Here is a 14,147-nt window from a genome sequence, read left to right as displayed (position 1 = left end):
GGATGCCAAATCAGCACGGTGTCCTTTAGGAGGATGACGATGACCGATGATGAAAAGATCAGTGGCTACCTGAACGGGCGCTTGGACCAGTCCACGCGCGACGCTTTCGAAGCCGAGATGTCATCAAATTCCGCCTTGGCCGCAGAAGTCGCAATGGCACGCGGAATGAACACTGTGTTCGATCAGGATGACGCGACCGCCTCTGGCAGGTCCGCACAGGGTTGGGCGCGGCTGGAACAAGAGATTGCCACGTCAAAGGCACCCGTTGCGGCCAACGACAACAGGCCTGTTTGGCGATCCTTGGCGCAAACGGCCGCCGCAGTGGTCGTTGCCGTGGGGCTTTGGCAGATGCTGGTCGTTCCAGAACTCTCTGGCACCGACGGCACTGGTTTCACACCCGTATCTGCGGAAACGGCAGGCCCTGTTTTGCAGATCGTCTTTGCCGAAACGGCAGAGTTGGCAGATGTCATCGCGGTTTTGTCCGAAATCGACGGTACCATCGTGGACGGCCCCGGTGCGATTGGGCTGTTCCGTGTCAGCTTTGCTGATGAGGCCGCGCGCGATGCTGCTATGACAGTATTGCGCGACCGCTCAACGCTCGTGCAAAACGTCTCGCCGAACTAATCGCGCTTGCCCAAACAGTTCATCATCAACCGTTTGGCGTGAAAGATTCTGGATTTCACCGTGCCTTCAGGCACGCCTTCGATCTCGCTCACATCGGCGATGCTGAGGTCTTCGTAGAACAACAATCGCAGGACAGTGCGGTGATCCGGCTTGAGGTTTTCCAAGCACCGTCGCACGCGGTCGGCGTCAGACGCCGCCATTGTGACTTCCTCCGGCGTTGAGGCTTCGTCCATGCAGTCGGGCACTTCATCAACAAAGGAAAGCCGCGCCGTTTTCCGCGTTCGGTCGACAAACCGATTTCGTGCAATTGAAAAGAGCCACGACCGAGCCGAGCTTGCGCCTTCGAACCGGTCTGCCGTCTTCCAGACGGCAAGCATGGTGTCATGGATTGCATCGTCGGCTTCATCAGGTGCCGCACCGCGACCGCGCAAGAACCCGTGAAGGCGTGCATGATAGCGATCGTAAAACAGACGCATCGCAGCGGTGTCGCCTTTGGAAATTCTGCTTAAAAGATCGGCATCCGACAGGTCTGACACGCGCCTGCGTCTCCGGTTTGGGAACTCACACTGGTGTTTCGCCCAATCCCGGCATCAGACGCAAAGGATTTCTAACCCGCGCAGATGACAAACACGTGGTTCGCCAGACCATGCCTGTTCAAACGGCACCCCGCAATTGGGCGCGAAAAAGCAAGCGACCGTCTAGGCAATCGCCGCAACAGCCGCCTGCACGGCACGCCGTGTCAGGTCCAGATCATCGGCGGTGATTGCAAGCGAAGGATAAAGCTTGCCCGGTGATTTGAAGACACCGTGTTCACGCAGCACGCGGTTATAGGTGGAATTTCTCTCAGGATCGTCATGCGCCGCGCTGCGGTAGTCTCGGCAGGTCTGATCTGTGAAAAAGATGTCGAACAGCGTCTCATCACCGACGATCTGATGCGGAATGCCAGCATCGCTCAGCGCCGTCGTTTGCATGTCTTGCAGATCACGACCCACGTCCCGAAGGGTGTCATAGGCACCGTCCCGCGCCAAAACTTCCATGGTTTTCAACCCAGCAACCGATGCCACGGGGTTGCCCGAGAGCGTCCCCAATTGCATGAGCCAGCCTTCCGCACCGACGCGCGCCTTGTCAAAGTGATCCATGATCTCGCGGCTTGCGCCGAGGGCTGCCAATGGAAAACCGCCACCGATGATCTTGCCCAAGGTACAGATGTCCGGCGTGACGCCATAGCGTTCTTGCGCACCGCCATAGGCCAATCGGAACCCGGTCACGATTTCATCAAAGATCAGCAAGACGTTGTGCTTGGTACAAAGATCGCGCAGTCCCTGCAGAAAGCCTGGCTCGGCCGGGATGATCCGCTGAAGCGGCTCGGCGATGATCGCAGCCACGTCATCATGCTCCACCAAAAGCGCCTCGACGGCGGCGAGATCATTGAACGGCGCAATCAGCATTTGATCGGCGACGCCTTGTGGAATGCCCGCGCTATCCGGCACAGCCTGTGGGAAATTCACCCGCTTGGCTGGCGCTAGGCTCATCTGAGCCTCAGCGCTCATCCCGTGATAGCCGCCTTCGAATTTCAGGATCTTGTCGCGGCCTGTATAGGCGCGGGCCAGACGGATGGCGTACATATCCGCCTCTCCGCCCGAAGCCACAAATCGGACCTGTTCGCAACACGGCACGGCCTGAACAATGGCTTCGGCCAACGCGACACCTGCGGCGTTATTGGCAAAGAACGTCATGCCCTTGGGCAGTTGTTCCAGGACAGCCTCCATCACCTCCGGGTGACCATGCCCTAATAGCATAGGGCCGGACCCAATCAGGTAATCGACATACTCTTTGCCGTCCTCGTCCCACACCCGGCTTCCCTGCCCCCGGGCGATCATGATGCCGGGGTCAAAGTTGCCAAAGCCTGCAGCGGGCAACACTTCTGTGGCCCGGGCGATCCAGTCAGCCTGAGAATGAACAATCTGCATGGTCAAAGCTCCAAGACGGGCGTCCCGAGGACGGATTGGTCAGGTGTGACGCCCAAGCCCGGACCTTCGGGCGGGGCAATACGGCCATTCTGACGCACTGGCGCGTCCGGGCAAAGGCGCGGACCGACATAGGACGACAAATCGCAGGTATTGAGCAGGTTTGCAGGTGGCGTTGACGCCGCAAAATGCAGCGATGCCGCCGTGACGATGTCGGACCCCCAGGTACATTCGGCGCAAATCTCTGCGCCCAGATGGACCGTCAGGTCACGGCAACGGCGCATCGCGGAAATCCCACCGAACTTGGACAGTTTCAGAGCGACAGCATCCAGCACACCAAGCGCACGCGCCTGCAAGAGCGACGCCTGATCATAGGCCAACTCGTCGATCTTCATCGGAAGCCCGCTCGCCTGACGCACGGCGGCGCAGTCTTCGAGCGTTTTGCAGGGCTGTTCGAGCATGATGTCGAGATGGGCGACAGCCCGCCCGACGCGTGTTGCGTGCAGCTTGGTCGCGCCACAATTCCAATCTCCGTAGACAATCGGGCCATGCCCCACCGCCTCGCGCACCTTGATCAAGCGCTCCGCATCAGCCGCCCAATCAGCATCTGCGCCCAGCTTGACCTGAAATTGCTTGATGCCGGTGGCCTGCGCTTCGCGCGCGATACGAGCCATCTCATCCGGGGCCACACAGGTGATCGAATGATAAAGCGGCATATCCGCCATCCGACGACCACCAAGCAGCGTGTAGAGAGGTTGATCTACGGCTTGCCCGTAGAGATCCCAGAGCGCCATATCCACCACGGATTTCGCTCCAAGATGCCCCACCAAATAGGCATCCAACCGCGCCATCAACGCCTCGACACCCATTGGGTCAGCACCGATCAGCACCTCAGCCATCTCAGACACAGCGCTGGGAATGCCACCTGCAAACGCTGGCAGGTAATGCGGGATCGGACACACCTCGCCCCAACCGCGCAGACCTGTGTCGGTTTCAAGGCACAGCACATGGGACACCACGGTGTCACAGGTTTTCCCCTCGGCCATGTAATAGGTGGCGTGGCTGGTCAGATCGACGGACCAGAGCGTGAGTTTCGTGATCTTCATTGGTAGCTTGCCACTGGGTTGCCCAGCGCCTCTTCATCGGGATGTACGCCAAGGCCTGGAGCCTCGGGCAAATGCAGATGACCGTCTATGTTCCTTGGTCCGCGCCCAGATGCGACATCGACCGTGATCATGTCCTGACAGGCCCAGACCGCGTGGCAATTTGCGTCGGGGATGGTGGCGGCCAGATGCAGCGCCTCGGTATCAGCCAGAACCGATCCACCGGTCGCCATGACAAACATGTCGATGCCATGGGCCAGCGCGATGTCCCGCATGCGGGCCGCTTTGGTCAGGCCGCCAACGCGGTTCAGCTTGATGCCAAAGATTTCTGCTACGCCATCGCGTGCGATGCGGGCTGCGTCCTGCGGTGTCACAAGGCTTTCGTCGACGGACACGGGTGTCGCATGACGTGGTGCAATGGCTGCGATGTCATCCAGCGTTTCGCAGGGTTGTTCGACCATGACATTCAGATCTTCGACCGCTCGCAAGACGGCCATCGCCTGAGGCCGAGTCCAGCCTCGGTTCACATCATAGAGCATGATGTCACCGGGTTGTTTCAGCCCTTCAACGTCACGAATGCGCGCAATATCCCGCGCGACGTCACCGCCAATCTTGACCGAATGCGCAATATACCCGCGCGCCCGATACCGCGCGATCACTTCGCGCGTTTCTTCAATGGTTTTCGCTCCAACTGATGAAGCGATCGGGCGAGGCGTCCGTGAGCCCCCGCCCATCAGGTCTGCGATGGGCAAGCCCGCCGCCTGACCGGCAATATCCCAACAGGCCATGTCGATTGGGCCCTTCGCATATAGATGCCCCGGCAACGCAAGATCCATCGCCCGCTCGACATCCAGCACCCGGCGCGGATCAAGCCCGATGATGAATGGGGCCATCGTTTCAATCCCGGCACGAATGCCCGGCCCGTGCGCGGGCACATAGGTATGCCCCCATGGTGTGCCTTCGCCCCAACCGACTAGCCCCTCGTCGGTTTCGAGTTTGACGAAGGTCGCGTCGAGCGTTTCAAATTTCAGCCGCCCACCAGAAAGCCAGTATGGATGCTCGAGCGGTAGATCGACCTGATAAACAGTGATGCGTGTGATCTTCATGAGGCGTACTCCGCCACAGGCGCACCAAGGCTGTCGAAGTCAGGCGCGACACCCAACCCCGGTGTATCGGTCGCAAAAAGACGCCCAGCCTTTGCAATGGGGCCACCAACCCCTGTCGATGCCGTGTTGTAGTTCATGAGGTCGGTGGTGTTTTGCAGGTATTCTTCGGGCGTCGAGGCCGCGAAATGTGCCACAACCGCAGAGGTGATTTCCCCGCCCCACGTGTCCTCGCTGACCACAGGAATACGGTTGTCGATCAGATAATCGCGAACGCGCCGCGCCTTTGACAGGCCGCCAAGGTTCGAAATCTTCAGACAACAGATCTCGGCTCCACGATCTGCGACGATCCGTTGAGCGGCCTCAATCCCCGTGACGCATTCATCCAGCTTCATAGGCTGCTCGGCGACGCGCCGGACCTGCTGACATTCCTCATAGGTGCGACAGGGTTGTTCAAGGATGTAGTCGAGGTCCTTGGTCGCGCGCGCAACGCGGATCGCATTGTCGACGCGCCAGCCCTGATTGGCATCCGCCATCGCCTTTTCACCGGGTTCAAGCAGGCTGACACCTGTTCTGATGCGGTCAATGTCGCTCGCCCAGTCGCTGCCAACCTTGATCTGAAACTGGCGATACCCTTGGTCGCGATAGCGCTTCATTTCGGCCACTGTCTCATCCGTCGCCTTTTGCGGGGCGACCCGGTACATCGGCGCCCCGTCGGTGAGCTTGCCCCCAATCATCATCCAAACAGGCTGATCGCACGCTTTCCCGAGAATATCCCAACAGGCCGCATCAAAGGGGGCTTTGGCATAGCCATGCCCCTGCACGACATGATCCATGATCCGTTCGATGCGTGCGACTTGCCGGGGGTCTTCGCCTAGCAAAGCATTTGCGGCCAAACGGGCGAACGCCTCCACCCCTTCGGAATGGGCCACCATGTAGTTTTCACCGCAGGGCGTGAATTCTCCGCAGCCTTGCAATCCGGCATCGGTGTCGATCACGACAACACTGGCCCGCGCGACGGTGATGGCATTCCCCGCGCCCCAAAGATACGCCCCGCCCACATAGGGCAGGTCCGTTTTGAACACGCGGATGCGGGTGATCTTCATGACGCCACCATCTTGGGCAGGCCCTCCATCCCGGCCCCGCGCCAGACGGCGTATGCGAGATATGGCCGGTCAAGGGTCACCATGAGATGGGGTTGATTGCTGTGATGCGCGCGCGCTTGACCGGTACGCAGCATGACGTTCGGCGCACCGTGCGCGCAAAACACAGCATTGCCGGACAAAGTGAAGTAGAGTTCCTCAGCCTCATGGGCGTGCCAATCATAGGTCAATCCCGGCCCCCAGAACCCGATATAGCCACGGAGTTTTCGCGACCGGAAATGCCCGCCGGGACCGAACAGTTCGACATAGCCGTAGGTTTGCAGAAACTCTGCGCCCACCTCTGCCTCTGAATAGGTCTGTCGCCACTCCAGATCCGGCGTCGCCGCCCGAAGCGCCTGGATGACTGGGCGCGTTGAACGACTTCCCGGCAGTTTGCGGTCACCCATTGTCTGCGCAACAGGACAAGGATGCGGCATCACCTGCTGCGCAGACAGATCATCTGGCCACGGGGCATAGGCCATCAATTCCGGCGTCGCCTCATGGAGTTTCCGCACCGCGTCAAGGAGGCGCTGAACTCTGCTCACTCCGCGGCAACCTTTTGGGCATCGGTGCGCGGCAGAAGGCTTTGCGGATCATAGGCAGGTTCCGCCAGCACGCGTGCTGGACGTGGCTCCCCATGGATCACGACTTCAAGCTCCGTTCCCGGTTCCGCAGCAGCGGGTTTGATATAGGCAAAGGCCAAAATCTTGCCGACAGTCGGGCCAAAGGCAACCGAGGCCGTCGATCCAACAACCTTGCCATCCAGCATCACAGCCTCGCCGCCATGGCCATCGGCCACGCCGTCAGGGTCGATCTCAAGGTAGGCACAGACCCATGGCAGATCGGTGTTCAGCGTCTTGTTGCGCCCCAGATAGTCTTTGTCCGACCGCGCAAACCGTAAAACATCCGCTTCGGCCAAGGTGACTTCGTTGGTCAGTTCCCCTGCCCCCTTGAAGCCCTTTTCCATACGCATGACGTTCATGGCAAAACTGCCGTAATCAGCAATGCCCATCGGCTCACCCGCCGCCCAAAGCGCCTGATAGACATCAAGGCAGGCGGCGTTCGGCATATGAAGCTCCCAGCCCAGCTCACCAGCATAGGACACGCGCATCGCCCAGATCTTGTGACCGGCGACCGTGATCTCTTGCGCCGACAACCAGCGGAAAGCCGCATTTGACAGGTCTGCATCCGTGCAGGAACCCAGCACGTCACGCGACAGTGGACCGTTGATCGCCAGAGCGGACCATTCCGCCGACAATGCTGTCACGGTCGCGTCTTCACCGTTCATTTGCGCGGCCAGATGATCCAGCAAACGCTGTTCAAAGAATGCGGCGCAAACGAGATAGAACCGATCCGCGGCCATCCGGACGATGGTCGTCTCAAGTTCGATCCGACCCCTGCGGTTCAGCATGTGGGTCAGCGTGATCGACCCATCCTTTTGCGGCATCCGGTTGGCGGTCAACCGATCCAGCAAGGCGTAGGCGTCGGGTCCCGATACCTCGACCTTGGTAAAGGCCGTCACATCAATGATGCCAACGCCCTCACGTACGGCCTTCACCTCGGACGCAACCATGTCATCGACCGGAGTGCGGTTAAAGGAATAGTGGTCGCGCTGTTCAATCCCTTTGGCAAAGAACCGGGGGCGTTCGAACCCATAGACCTCTTCGTGCACCGCACCTTTGGATTTCAGCAGCTCATGCAGCGGTGACGGCTTGATAGGACGCCCAGCCAGACGGTTGAAATGCGGGAACGGGATCTCGTGGCGCAGGCAGTAGTCCTCCTCTGCCTTCACAACCTGCCAATCCTTGGTCGCGTAGCTACCAAAGCGGCGCGGATCGTATTCACGCATGGAAATGTCAGCCGCCCCGTGCACCATCCAACGTGCCAACTCGCGGGTCAGGCCGGGTCCCCAACCGATGCCGATCTGTGTCCCGCAGCAGCACCAGTAGTTGCGCACGCCTGGGGCCGGACCGATCAGCGGATTGCCATCCGGCGGGTGACTGATCGCGCCATGTACCTCACGCTGAATGCCCAGTTCCGCAAAGATCGGCATGCGGTTCAGGCTTTCCTCAAGATACGGCATCACCCGGTCATAATCGGCGTCAAAGAGCCAGTTCTCATACTCCCACGGGCAATGATCGTGCCAAACGGAGTTTGGGTTTTCCTTTTCATAAATCCCGATCAGGCCGCGTTTCTGCTCCATCCGGATGTAACCCGACACCTTCTTGTCATCGCGGATGACAGGTAATTCCTCGGACAAGTCCGCAAACTCTGGCACCGGTTCGGTCACAAAGTAGTGGTGCGTCATCGACGTCATGGGCAGCTGCAGCCCCGACCATTCGCCCATCTGGCGCGCGTATGTGCCACCTGCGTTCACCACATGCTCGCACCGGATCGTGCCTTGCTCGGTTTCTACAATCCATTCGCCGTTATCGGCCTGCGTGATGTTCGTTGCGCGGCAGTTGCGGATGATACGCACGCCCTTTTGGCGCGCGCCTGCGGCCATCGCCATGGTCACATTGGTCGGATCAACGTGGCCATCATCGGGGGTGTGCAGCGCGCCCAAGACACCGTCGAGGTTATAGAACGGATGCAGTTCGGCAATTTTGTCGGTGCCGACCAGTTCGATGTTGAAGCCAAGCGACCGACCCACGGACAGCGTGTGGCGCAGCCAGTCCATCTCGTCCTCGGTATAGGCTAAGCGGAACGAGCCGCAGCCGTGCCACGTTACCGCCTGCCCGGTCTCAGCCTCAAGACCACCAGAATAAAGGCCGATGTTGTAGTCGACGCATTTGCCAAGGCCAAAACTACTGGTCGAATGAGTGATTTGCCCCGCCGCGTGCCATGTAGAGCCGCTCGTCAATTCGGCCTTTTCCAGCAGGACGGTATCGTCGCCCCACCCCTCATGACCCAGATGATAGGCCAGCCCAACACCCATAACGCCACCGCCGACGATGACCACGCGTGCCTGTGTTGGAAATTCGGTCGCCATGGCGATCTCCCGACTCAAAAATTTATGCTCGACACGCTAAGAGCACAAACATACCATCGTCAATCATGAATGGGACAAATGTATCAAGCGCGATTCTAACGCGCCTTGCCGGAGAGCTTGAGGAGCTGACGCCCGAGGCGCGCAAGGCCGCAACATATGTGTTGGAAAACCCGCGCGATGTGGGCGTTTCGACGGTGCGCGAGATTGCCGAGGCCGCGAACGTGAAACCAAACACAGTCGTGCGCATGGCACGTCAGGTGGGTTTTGAAGGCTACGACGACTTCCGCGACCCATTCCGTGAGGCCATCCGCGCCGGCGCGGCAGATTTCCCAGATCGCGCACGTTTGCTGCAAGACATCCAAAAACAGGGCGACATGGGTGGGCTTTATGCCGACATGGTTCAAGGCGCGCTCAGAAACATCGAAGATACCTTCAGCGCCATCTCTGCGGACGCACTGCAGGCAGCCGCCCAAGACATTTGGAACGCACGGAACGTGTTTGTTTTGGGTGTCGGCATCAATAACGCTAACGCGCGGAATTTTACCTATCTCGCATCGACCGGAATGAAGTCGTTTCACACCATCCCGCGCGCCGGATCGACACCGATGGATGATCTGGCCTGGGCGGATGAGCGCGACGTCCTTATCGCCATGACAAGTAAACCGTTCCGGGCCGAGGTGGTTGAGACCGTCAGCATCGCAAAGGATCAGGGATTGACCGTGATCGCCCTGTCCGACAGCCCGGCAAGCCCAATCATGCGGGCCGCGGACCACATGTTTCAGGTGTCCGTTGAGACACCGCAGTTCTTCCCGTCATCAGTATCGATCATCGCGCTTTTGGAAACGCTTTTGTCGTTTGTGATCGCGACGGCGAGTGATGAGATCGTAGAACGAGTCGAAACCTTCCACGCCCGCCGACACCAGCTTGGCCTTTATCACTCGGACGACACATGAACGCGCCTATCCGATCCCTTGCCGCCCGCTATTACACAGACCCTCAGGTCTTTCAGATCGAGACAGAGGGCCTGTTGGCCCGTACCTGGCAGTTCGGTTGCCACACGTCGGACCTGCCCGATGTCGGGTCCTATGCAACGTTTCAGATCGCGGGAGAGAACCTGTTCGCCATTCGCGGCCGCGACGAAAAAATCCGTGTCTTCTACAATGTCTGTCAGCACCGCGCGCACCAGTTGGTGGATGGCACAGGGACGACCCGAGTAGTTGTTTGCCCCTACCATGCATGGACCTATGAGCTGACCGGCGAATTGCGCGCAGGCCCAAATTTGAAAGCCGTGGAAGGCTTTGACAAAACCAGCGTCTGCCTGACCGAGGTGAAGTCGGAAGAATTTCTTGGCTTCCTGTTCGTCAATCTCGACCCAGACGCCGCCCCCATGGAGGAATGGTTCCCCGGCGCGCGCGCCGAACTGGAAGAATGGGTTCCGAATTGGGCCGTTCTGAAACCGCTCGAATGGGTGGAGATACCGGAAAACTGCAACTGGAAGGTCTCGGTCGAGAACTATTCCGAATGCTACCACTGCTCGCTCAACCACCCCACATTTGCCAACGGTGTGGTGAAACCCGAAACCTACGACATTCAACCTCAGGGCATGTGCCTGCGCCACACGACCGAGTGTCAGGCGCTCGAACAGATGACCTATGACATCAACTCGGGCTTCCAGCATTTTGACGAATACAGCAGCTGGTTCCTATGGCCGATGTTTTCGTTCCAAGTCTATCCAGGCAACGTGCTGAACACATACCATTGGCGCGCATTGGATGCCGATCATGTCGTGGTCTGGCGGGGGTGGTATTCTGTAGACGGCATTGATGACCCCAAGATCAGGCAGTTGTCGCAGCAAGATCGGTCAACAACGGTTGAAGAAGACATCCACTTGGTCGAGTCGGTGCATCGTGGTCTGAAGTCGCGGGGGTATGTCCCCGGCCCGCTGGTCGTGGACCCGAAAGGCGGCGTGAACTCCGAGCATCCCGTCATGCACCTGCAACGTTGGATGCGCGAGGCTGTTGATGGGCAGGTTTGATGGCGGCTGTGCTTGCGGCGCGGTTCGACATCGCACCACGGGATCGCCGTTCTGGTCGATGCATTGCCATTGTAACAGCTGTCGTCGAGCGACCGGATCACCGATGACCAGCTTTTTCGGCATGGGTCGCGGTCAGGTCACATGGGAAGGTGAGAGGAGCTTTTACAATTCCTCGCCCGGTGTCACGCGCGGCTTCTGCGGCAAATGCGGAAGTCCTCTGTTTTATATGAGCACGAAGTGGCCGGGTGAGGTTCATCTGTATGCGGCTAACCTTGACGACCCCAACGTCTATACCCCCACAGCACATGTATTCTGGGCCGAGAAGCTGGATTGGCTCGCCGTGTCCGACGATCTGCCCAAACATGAGAGATCAGCGCCATGATGCCCGCGAAATGGGAAGCACGTCATAAGCTGTTCCCACATCAGGTGGGCTTCACCTGCCCACCCTTTGACTATGACGCGGCACCTTCCGACTTTCTCCGCATTGCCCCGCCCACCGTCGGCGTACACGGCTGGATGCTGCATGTGCCGGATTACGTCCACGGGCTGGATCAGCGAAAGCAGAATTTCGGCATGATGGAAGACTTCGTCCACTGCATGTCGCGCAATGGCGTCGACGTCTGTGGGCAGGTCGGTTCGAATTGGGTCCACGCCAGCGGGTTGGGTGTCGAAGGCATTCGCCAGCATTGCCAGGACCTGTCCGACAAATACGAAACCCAGTTTCACATGGCGGGCTATGCCATGGTCGAAGCACTGCGGGCCATGAATGTGGAAAAAGTTGCCTTGAACGCCGCCTACCATTGGCCCGCGTGGTGGCAGGGTACCGTGGGTTTTCTGAATGAGGCCGGGTTTGATGTGCTCTGGGCGGGCAACTTTGTTGATCAAGGCTGGTTTCCCAATCAGGAAGCAGTGAATGATCTGCGTTGGGTTTTCGAAGGCGATCTAGCCGCGCGCAGTTTTGACTATGTCGCCGAACAGGCCCCAGAGGCAGATGCCTATCTGATCAATGGGATGTGCAACTTCCGGTCTGGCCCAGAGGGCCTGCCGGAACGTCCATTGCATCTGACCCCGATGTTGGAGGCGCGGTTGGGCAAACCTGTGATCGGGCATGACACCGCGCTTTATTGGCGGATTTTCAAAAGCCTTGGCATCGCCCCGACAACCGGACACGGACAGCTATTGGATACGCTCAATGCATAAGATCGTTGCGCTTTGGGCCGTCCCTCGGTCCACCTCGACCGCCTTTGAATGGATGATGCGCCAACGTGGCGATCTGGACTGTCTGCACGAGCCGTTCGGCGAAGCGTGGTATCAGGGTGAAGACCCGCTTTGGCCCCGTTTCCGTGAAGGTGAAAAGACGACACCGGGTCTGACCATTGAAAGTGTTTGGGCGGATATTCAGCAGCGCGCGCAGTCAGGCCCCGTCTTTCTGAAAGACTTCCCCCACTATGTGAACCACATCTGGACACCGGATTTGCTGGCCAATTTCACCCATGCCTTTCTGATACGCGATCCAGCCAAGACCATCACATCGATGTACGACAAATGGCCGGACTTTGATGAGCTTGAGATCGGTTTTCCGGAACAGCGCGCCCTGTTCGACCTTTTGACGGCGCTGAACGGTGCGCCGCCGCCCGTCATCGACAGTGACGACCTGTTGGAGCGCCCGGCTGAAATGGTCGAGGCGTTCTGCGATGCCGTCGGCATTCCTTTCGTCCCAGAAGCCTTATCATGGGAGCCGGGCGCAGACACGTCCGACTATAGCTGGTGGGACGGAGGATCGTTCCATGCCAACCTGAAGGCCTCAACAGGGCTGAAACCGCAAAAGCGCAAGTATGTCGAATTGACCGACGCCCCCGAACGGGTGCAGCGGGTCCATCGCCGCATGAAACCGCACTACGATCACCTCTACGCCCATCGCATAAGGCTATGACACCATGAGCACATTTGACGAAGACCTGTTTTTGAAAGGTCTGGAACAGCGCAAATCCACGCTCGGCGCGGAATATGTTGAGAAGAATCTCGCAGCCGCTGACGACTTTACCCGCCCCTTCCAAGAGGCCATGACGGCGTGGTGTTGGGGCTTTGGCTGGGGCGATGATGTGATCGACGCCAAGACGCGGTCGATGATGAACCTGTCGATGATCGGCGCGCTTGGCAAAATGCACGAATGGGAAATCCACTGCCGCGGTGCCATCAACAATGGTGTCACGCAGGATGAAATCCGCGCCATCATCCATGTGATCGGCATCTACTGCGGTGTCCCGCAAGCGCTTGAGTGTTTCCGGGTAGCCAAGAAGGTACTGTCCGAACACTCATAGAGCAGTTGGGCAAAAACGGCCTCGCCCTCAAAGGAACAAGCTATGCGCAAGACAATCCTGATCACGGGGGCGACGGACGGCATCGGCCTGTTGACTGCGCAAAATCTGATCGACGCAGAGCATGAGGTTATTCTGCATGGCCGTAGCCAAGCCAAACTTGATGCTGCTCTCAACAGCCTGAGCGCGCCTGCAAAGGGCTTTCTGGCAGATCTGTCCTCGTTGGAGGCCGCCGCCCAAATGGCCAAAGAGGTGACGGCCCAGCATGCGAAGATCGACGTTTTGATCAACAACGCGGGCGTCTACAAGACCGCCGAGCCGATCCTGCCAAACGGTCATGACATTCGTTTTGTCGTCAACACGCTGGCCCCATATCTTTTGACCAAGGCCTTGCTGCCCCGCATCCCAACCGACGGTCGTATCATTAACCTGTCTTCAGCGGCGCAAGCTCCGGTCAGTCGTGAAGCGTTGGCCGGAACACGTCACGTCGGCGACTTCGAAGCTTATGCGCAAAGCAAACTTGCGATCACGGTCTGGTCTGCCGAGTTGGCAAAGTCGCTTCCCGAAGGGCCGGTTGTGATCTCGGTCAATCCGGGATCGCTGCTCGCGACCAAAATGGTCAAAGAGGGTTTTGGCGTAGCTGGACATGATCTGAACATCGGGGCCGACATTCTCTGCGCGCTTGCGCTGGACGCTCAATTCGAAGGGGCCTCCGGCAAATACTGGGACAATGACGCCGGTCGCTTCAGCGCGCCGCATGAGTGGGCGCAGGATCGCACGGCGGTGGCCGGGATGATGGCGACACTTGAGGACCTGATTGGCTCTGACTGAGCGCGTACGACCGCCTGTCTACCTATGTGACG

The 14,147-nt window shown here is 58.9% G+C and carries 15 protein-coding genes; 8 read left to right on the top strand and 7 right to left on the bottom strand.

Annotation, left to right across the window (positions count from 1 at the left end; translation table 11 throughout):
- Positions 1 to 39 precede the first annotated feature (39 nt).
- On the top strand, positions 40 to 624 hold the full coding sequence (locus FE702_RS00525) for an anti-sigma factor (protein ID WP_147124265.1): 585 nt from the start codon (positions 40 to 42) through the stop codon (positions 622 to 624).
- Here the strand turns inward: FE702_RS00525 and FE702_RS00520 are convergent.
- The 7 genes from FE702_RS00520 to FE702_RS00490 all read right to left on the bottom strand — a co-directional run bounded on the left by FE702_RS00520 (position 621) and on the right by FE702_RS00490 (position 8,931).
- Complete coding sequence (locus FE702_RS00520; protein ID WP_255449534.1) at positions 621 to 1,100, bottom strand: RNA polymerase sigma factor; 480 nt, start codon at positions 1,098 to 1,100, stop codon at positions 621 to 623. The genes FE702_RS00525 and FE702_RS00520 overlap by 4 nt on opposite strands.
- Before the next feature lie 222 nt (positions 1,101 to 1,322).
- Positions 1,323 to 2,594, bottom strand: a complete 1,272-nt coding sequence (locus tag FE702_RS00515) for an aspartate aminotransferase family protein (protein ID WP_147124264.1) — start codon at positions 2,592 to 2,594, stop codon at positions 1,323 to 1,325.
- A 2-nt stretch (positions 2,595 to 2,596) separates the two neighbouring features.
- A complete protein-coding gene (locus tag FE702_RS00510) occupies positions 2,597 to 3,697 on the bottom strand; it encodes a mandelate racemase/muconate lactonizing enzyme family protein (RefSeq protein ID WP_147124263.1) in 1,101 nt (366 codons plus the stop codon).
- Positions 3,694 to 4,800, bottom strand: coding sequence for a mandelate racemase/muconate lactonizing enzyme family protein (locus FE702_RS00505; RefSeq protein ID WP_147124262.1), 1,107 nt, complete (start codon positions 4,798 to 4,800; stop codon positions 3,694 to 3,696). Before FE702_RS00505 ends, FE702_RS00510 begins: the two co-directional genes overlap by 4 nt.
- Positions 4,797 to 5,903 carry a mandelate racemase/muconate lactonizing enzyme family protein gene (locus FE702_RS00500; protein WP_147124261.1) on the bottom strand — a complete coding sequence of 369 codons (1,107 nt, stop codon included), beginning with the start codon at positions 5,901 to 5,903 and terminating at the stop codon, positions 4,797 to 4,799. Before FE702_RS00500 ends, FE702_RS00505 begins: the two co-directional genes overlap by 4 nt.
- Positions 5,900 to 6,484: a dimethylsulfonioproprionate lyase family protein gene (locus FE702_RS00495; protein WP_147124260.1), complete on the bottom strand. Its 585-nt coding sequence runs from the start codon at positions 6,482 to 6,484 to the stop codon at positions 5,900 to 5,902. Before FE702_RS00495 ends, FE702_RS00500 begins: the two co-directional genes overlap by 4 nt.
- Positions 6,481 to 8,931 (bottom strand): FAD-dependent oxidoreductase, encoded by a 2,451-nt coding sequence (locus tag FE702_RS00490; RefSeq protein ID WP_147124259.1) that lies wholly within the window; start codon positions 8,929 to 8,931, stop codon positions 6,481 to 6,483. The genes FE702_RS00495 and FE702_RS00490 overlap by 4 nt, the downstream gene beginning before the upstream one ends.
- A gap of 65 nt (positions 8,932 to 8,996) precedes the next feature.
- On the opposite strand from FE702_RS00490, the gene FE702_RS00485 reads away from it, so the two are divergent.
- Genes FE702_RS00485 through FE702_RS00455 form a run of 7 tightly spaced genes read left to right on the top strand, consistent with a single transcriptional unit; the run spans position 8,997 to position 14,115 of the window.
- Entirely contained in the window at positions 8,997 to 9,884 is an 888-nt protein-coding gene (locus FE702_RS00485; RefSeq protein WP_147124258.1) for a MurR/RpiR family transcriptional regulator, read from the top strand.
- Complete coding sequence (locus FE702_RS00480) at positions 9,881 to 10,966, top strand: aromatic ring-hydroxylating oxygenase subunit alpha (RefSeq protein ID WP_147124257.1); 1,086 nt, start codon at positions 9,881 to 9,883, stop codon at positions 10,964 to 10,966. The genes FE702_RS00485 and FE702_RS00480 overlap by 4 nt, the downstream gene beginning before the upstream one ends.
- Entirely contained in the window at positions 10,953 to 11,348 is a 396-nt protein-coding gene (locus tag FE702_RS00475; RefSeq protein WP_147124256.1) for a GFA family protein, read from the top strand. The genes FE702_RS00480 and FE702_RS00475 overlap by 14 nt, the downstream gene beginning before the upstream one ends.
- Entirely contained in the window at positions 11,345 to 12,166 is an 822-nt protein-coding gene (locus tag FE702_RS00470; protein ID WP_147124255.1) for a hypothetical protein, read from the top strand. Before FE702_RS00475 ends, FE702_RS00470 begins: the two co-directional genes overlap by 4 nt.
- Entirely contained in the window at positions 12,159 to 12,899 is a 741-nt protein-coding gene (locus FE702_RS00465; RefSeq protein WP_147124254.1) for a sulfotransferase-like domain-containing protein, read from the top strand. The genes FE702_RS00470 and FE702_RS00465 overlap by 8 nt, the downstream gene beginning before the upstream one ends.
- 4 nt (positions 12,900 to 12,903) lie before the next feature.
- Positions 12,904 to 13,287 (top strand): carboxymuconolactone decarboxylase family protein, encoded by a 384-nt coding sequence (locus FE702_RS00460; protein ID WP_147124253.1) that lies wholly within the window; start codon positions 12,904 to 12,906, stop codon positions 13,285 to 13,287.
- A gap of 42 nt (positions 13,288 to 13,329) precedes the next feature.
- Positions 13,330 to 14,115, top strand: coding sequence for an SDR family NAD(P)-dependent oxidoreductase (locus tag FE702_RS00455; RefSeq protein WP_147124252.1), 786 nt, complete (start codon positions 13,330 to 13,332; stop codon positions 14,113 to 14,115).
- Positions 14,116 to 14,147 lie beyond the last annotated feature (32 nt).

It is taken from the genome of Shimia ponticola, from assembly GCF_007995215.1.
GTDB classification, from domain to species: domain Bacteria; phylum Pseudomonadota; class Alphaproteobacteria; order Rhodobacterales; family Rhodobacteraceae; genus Shimia_B; species Shimia_B ponticola.
This window is presented reverse-complemented; position numbering and strand designations above follow the sequence as displayed.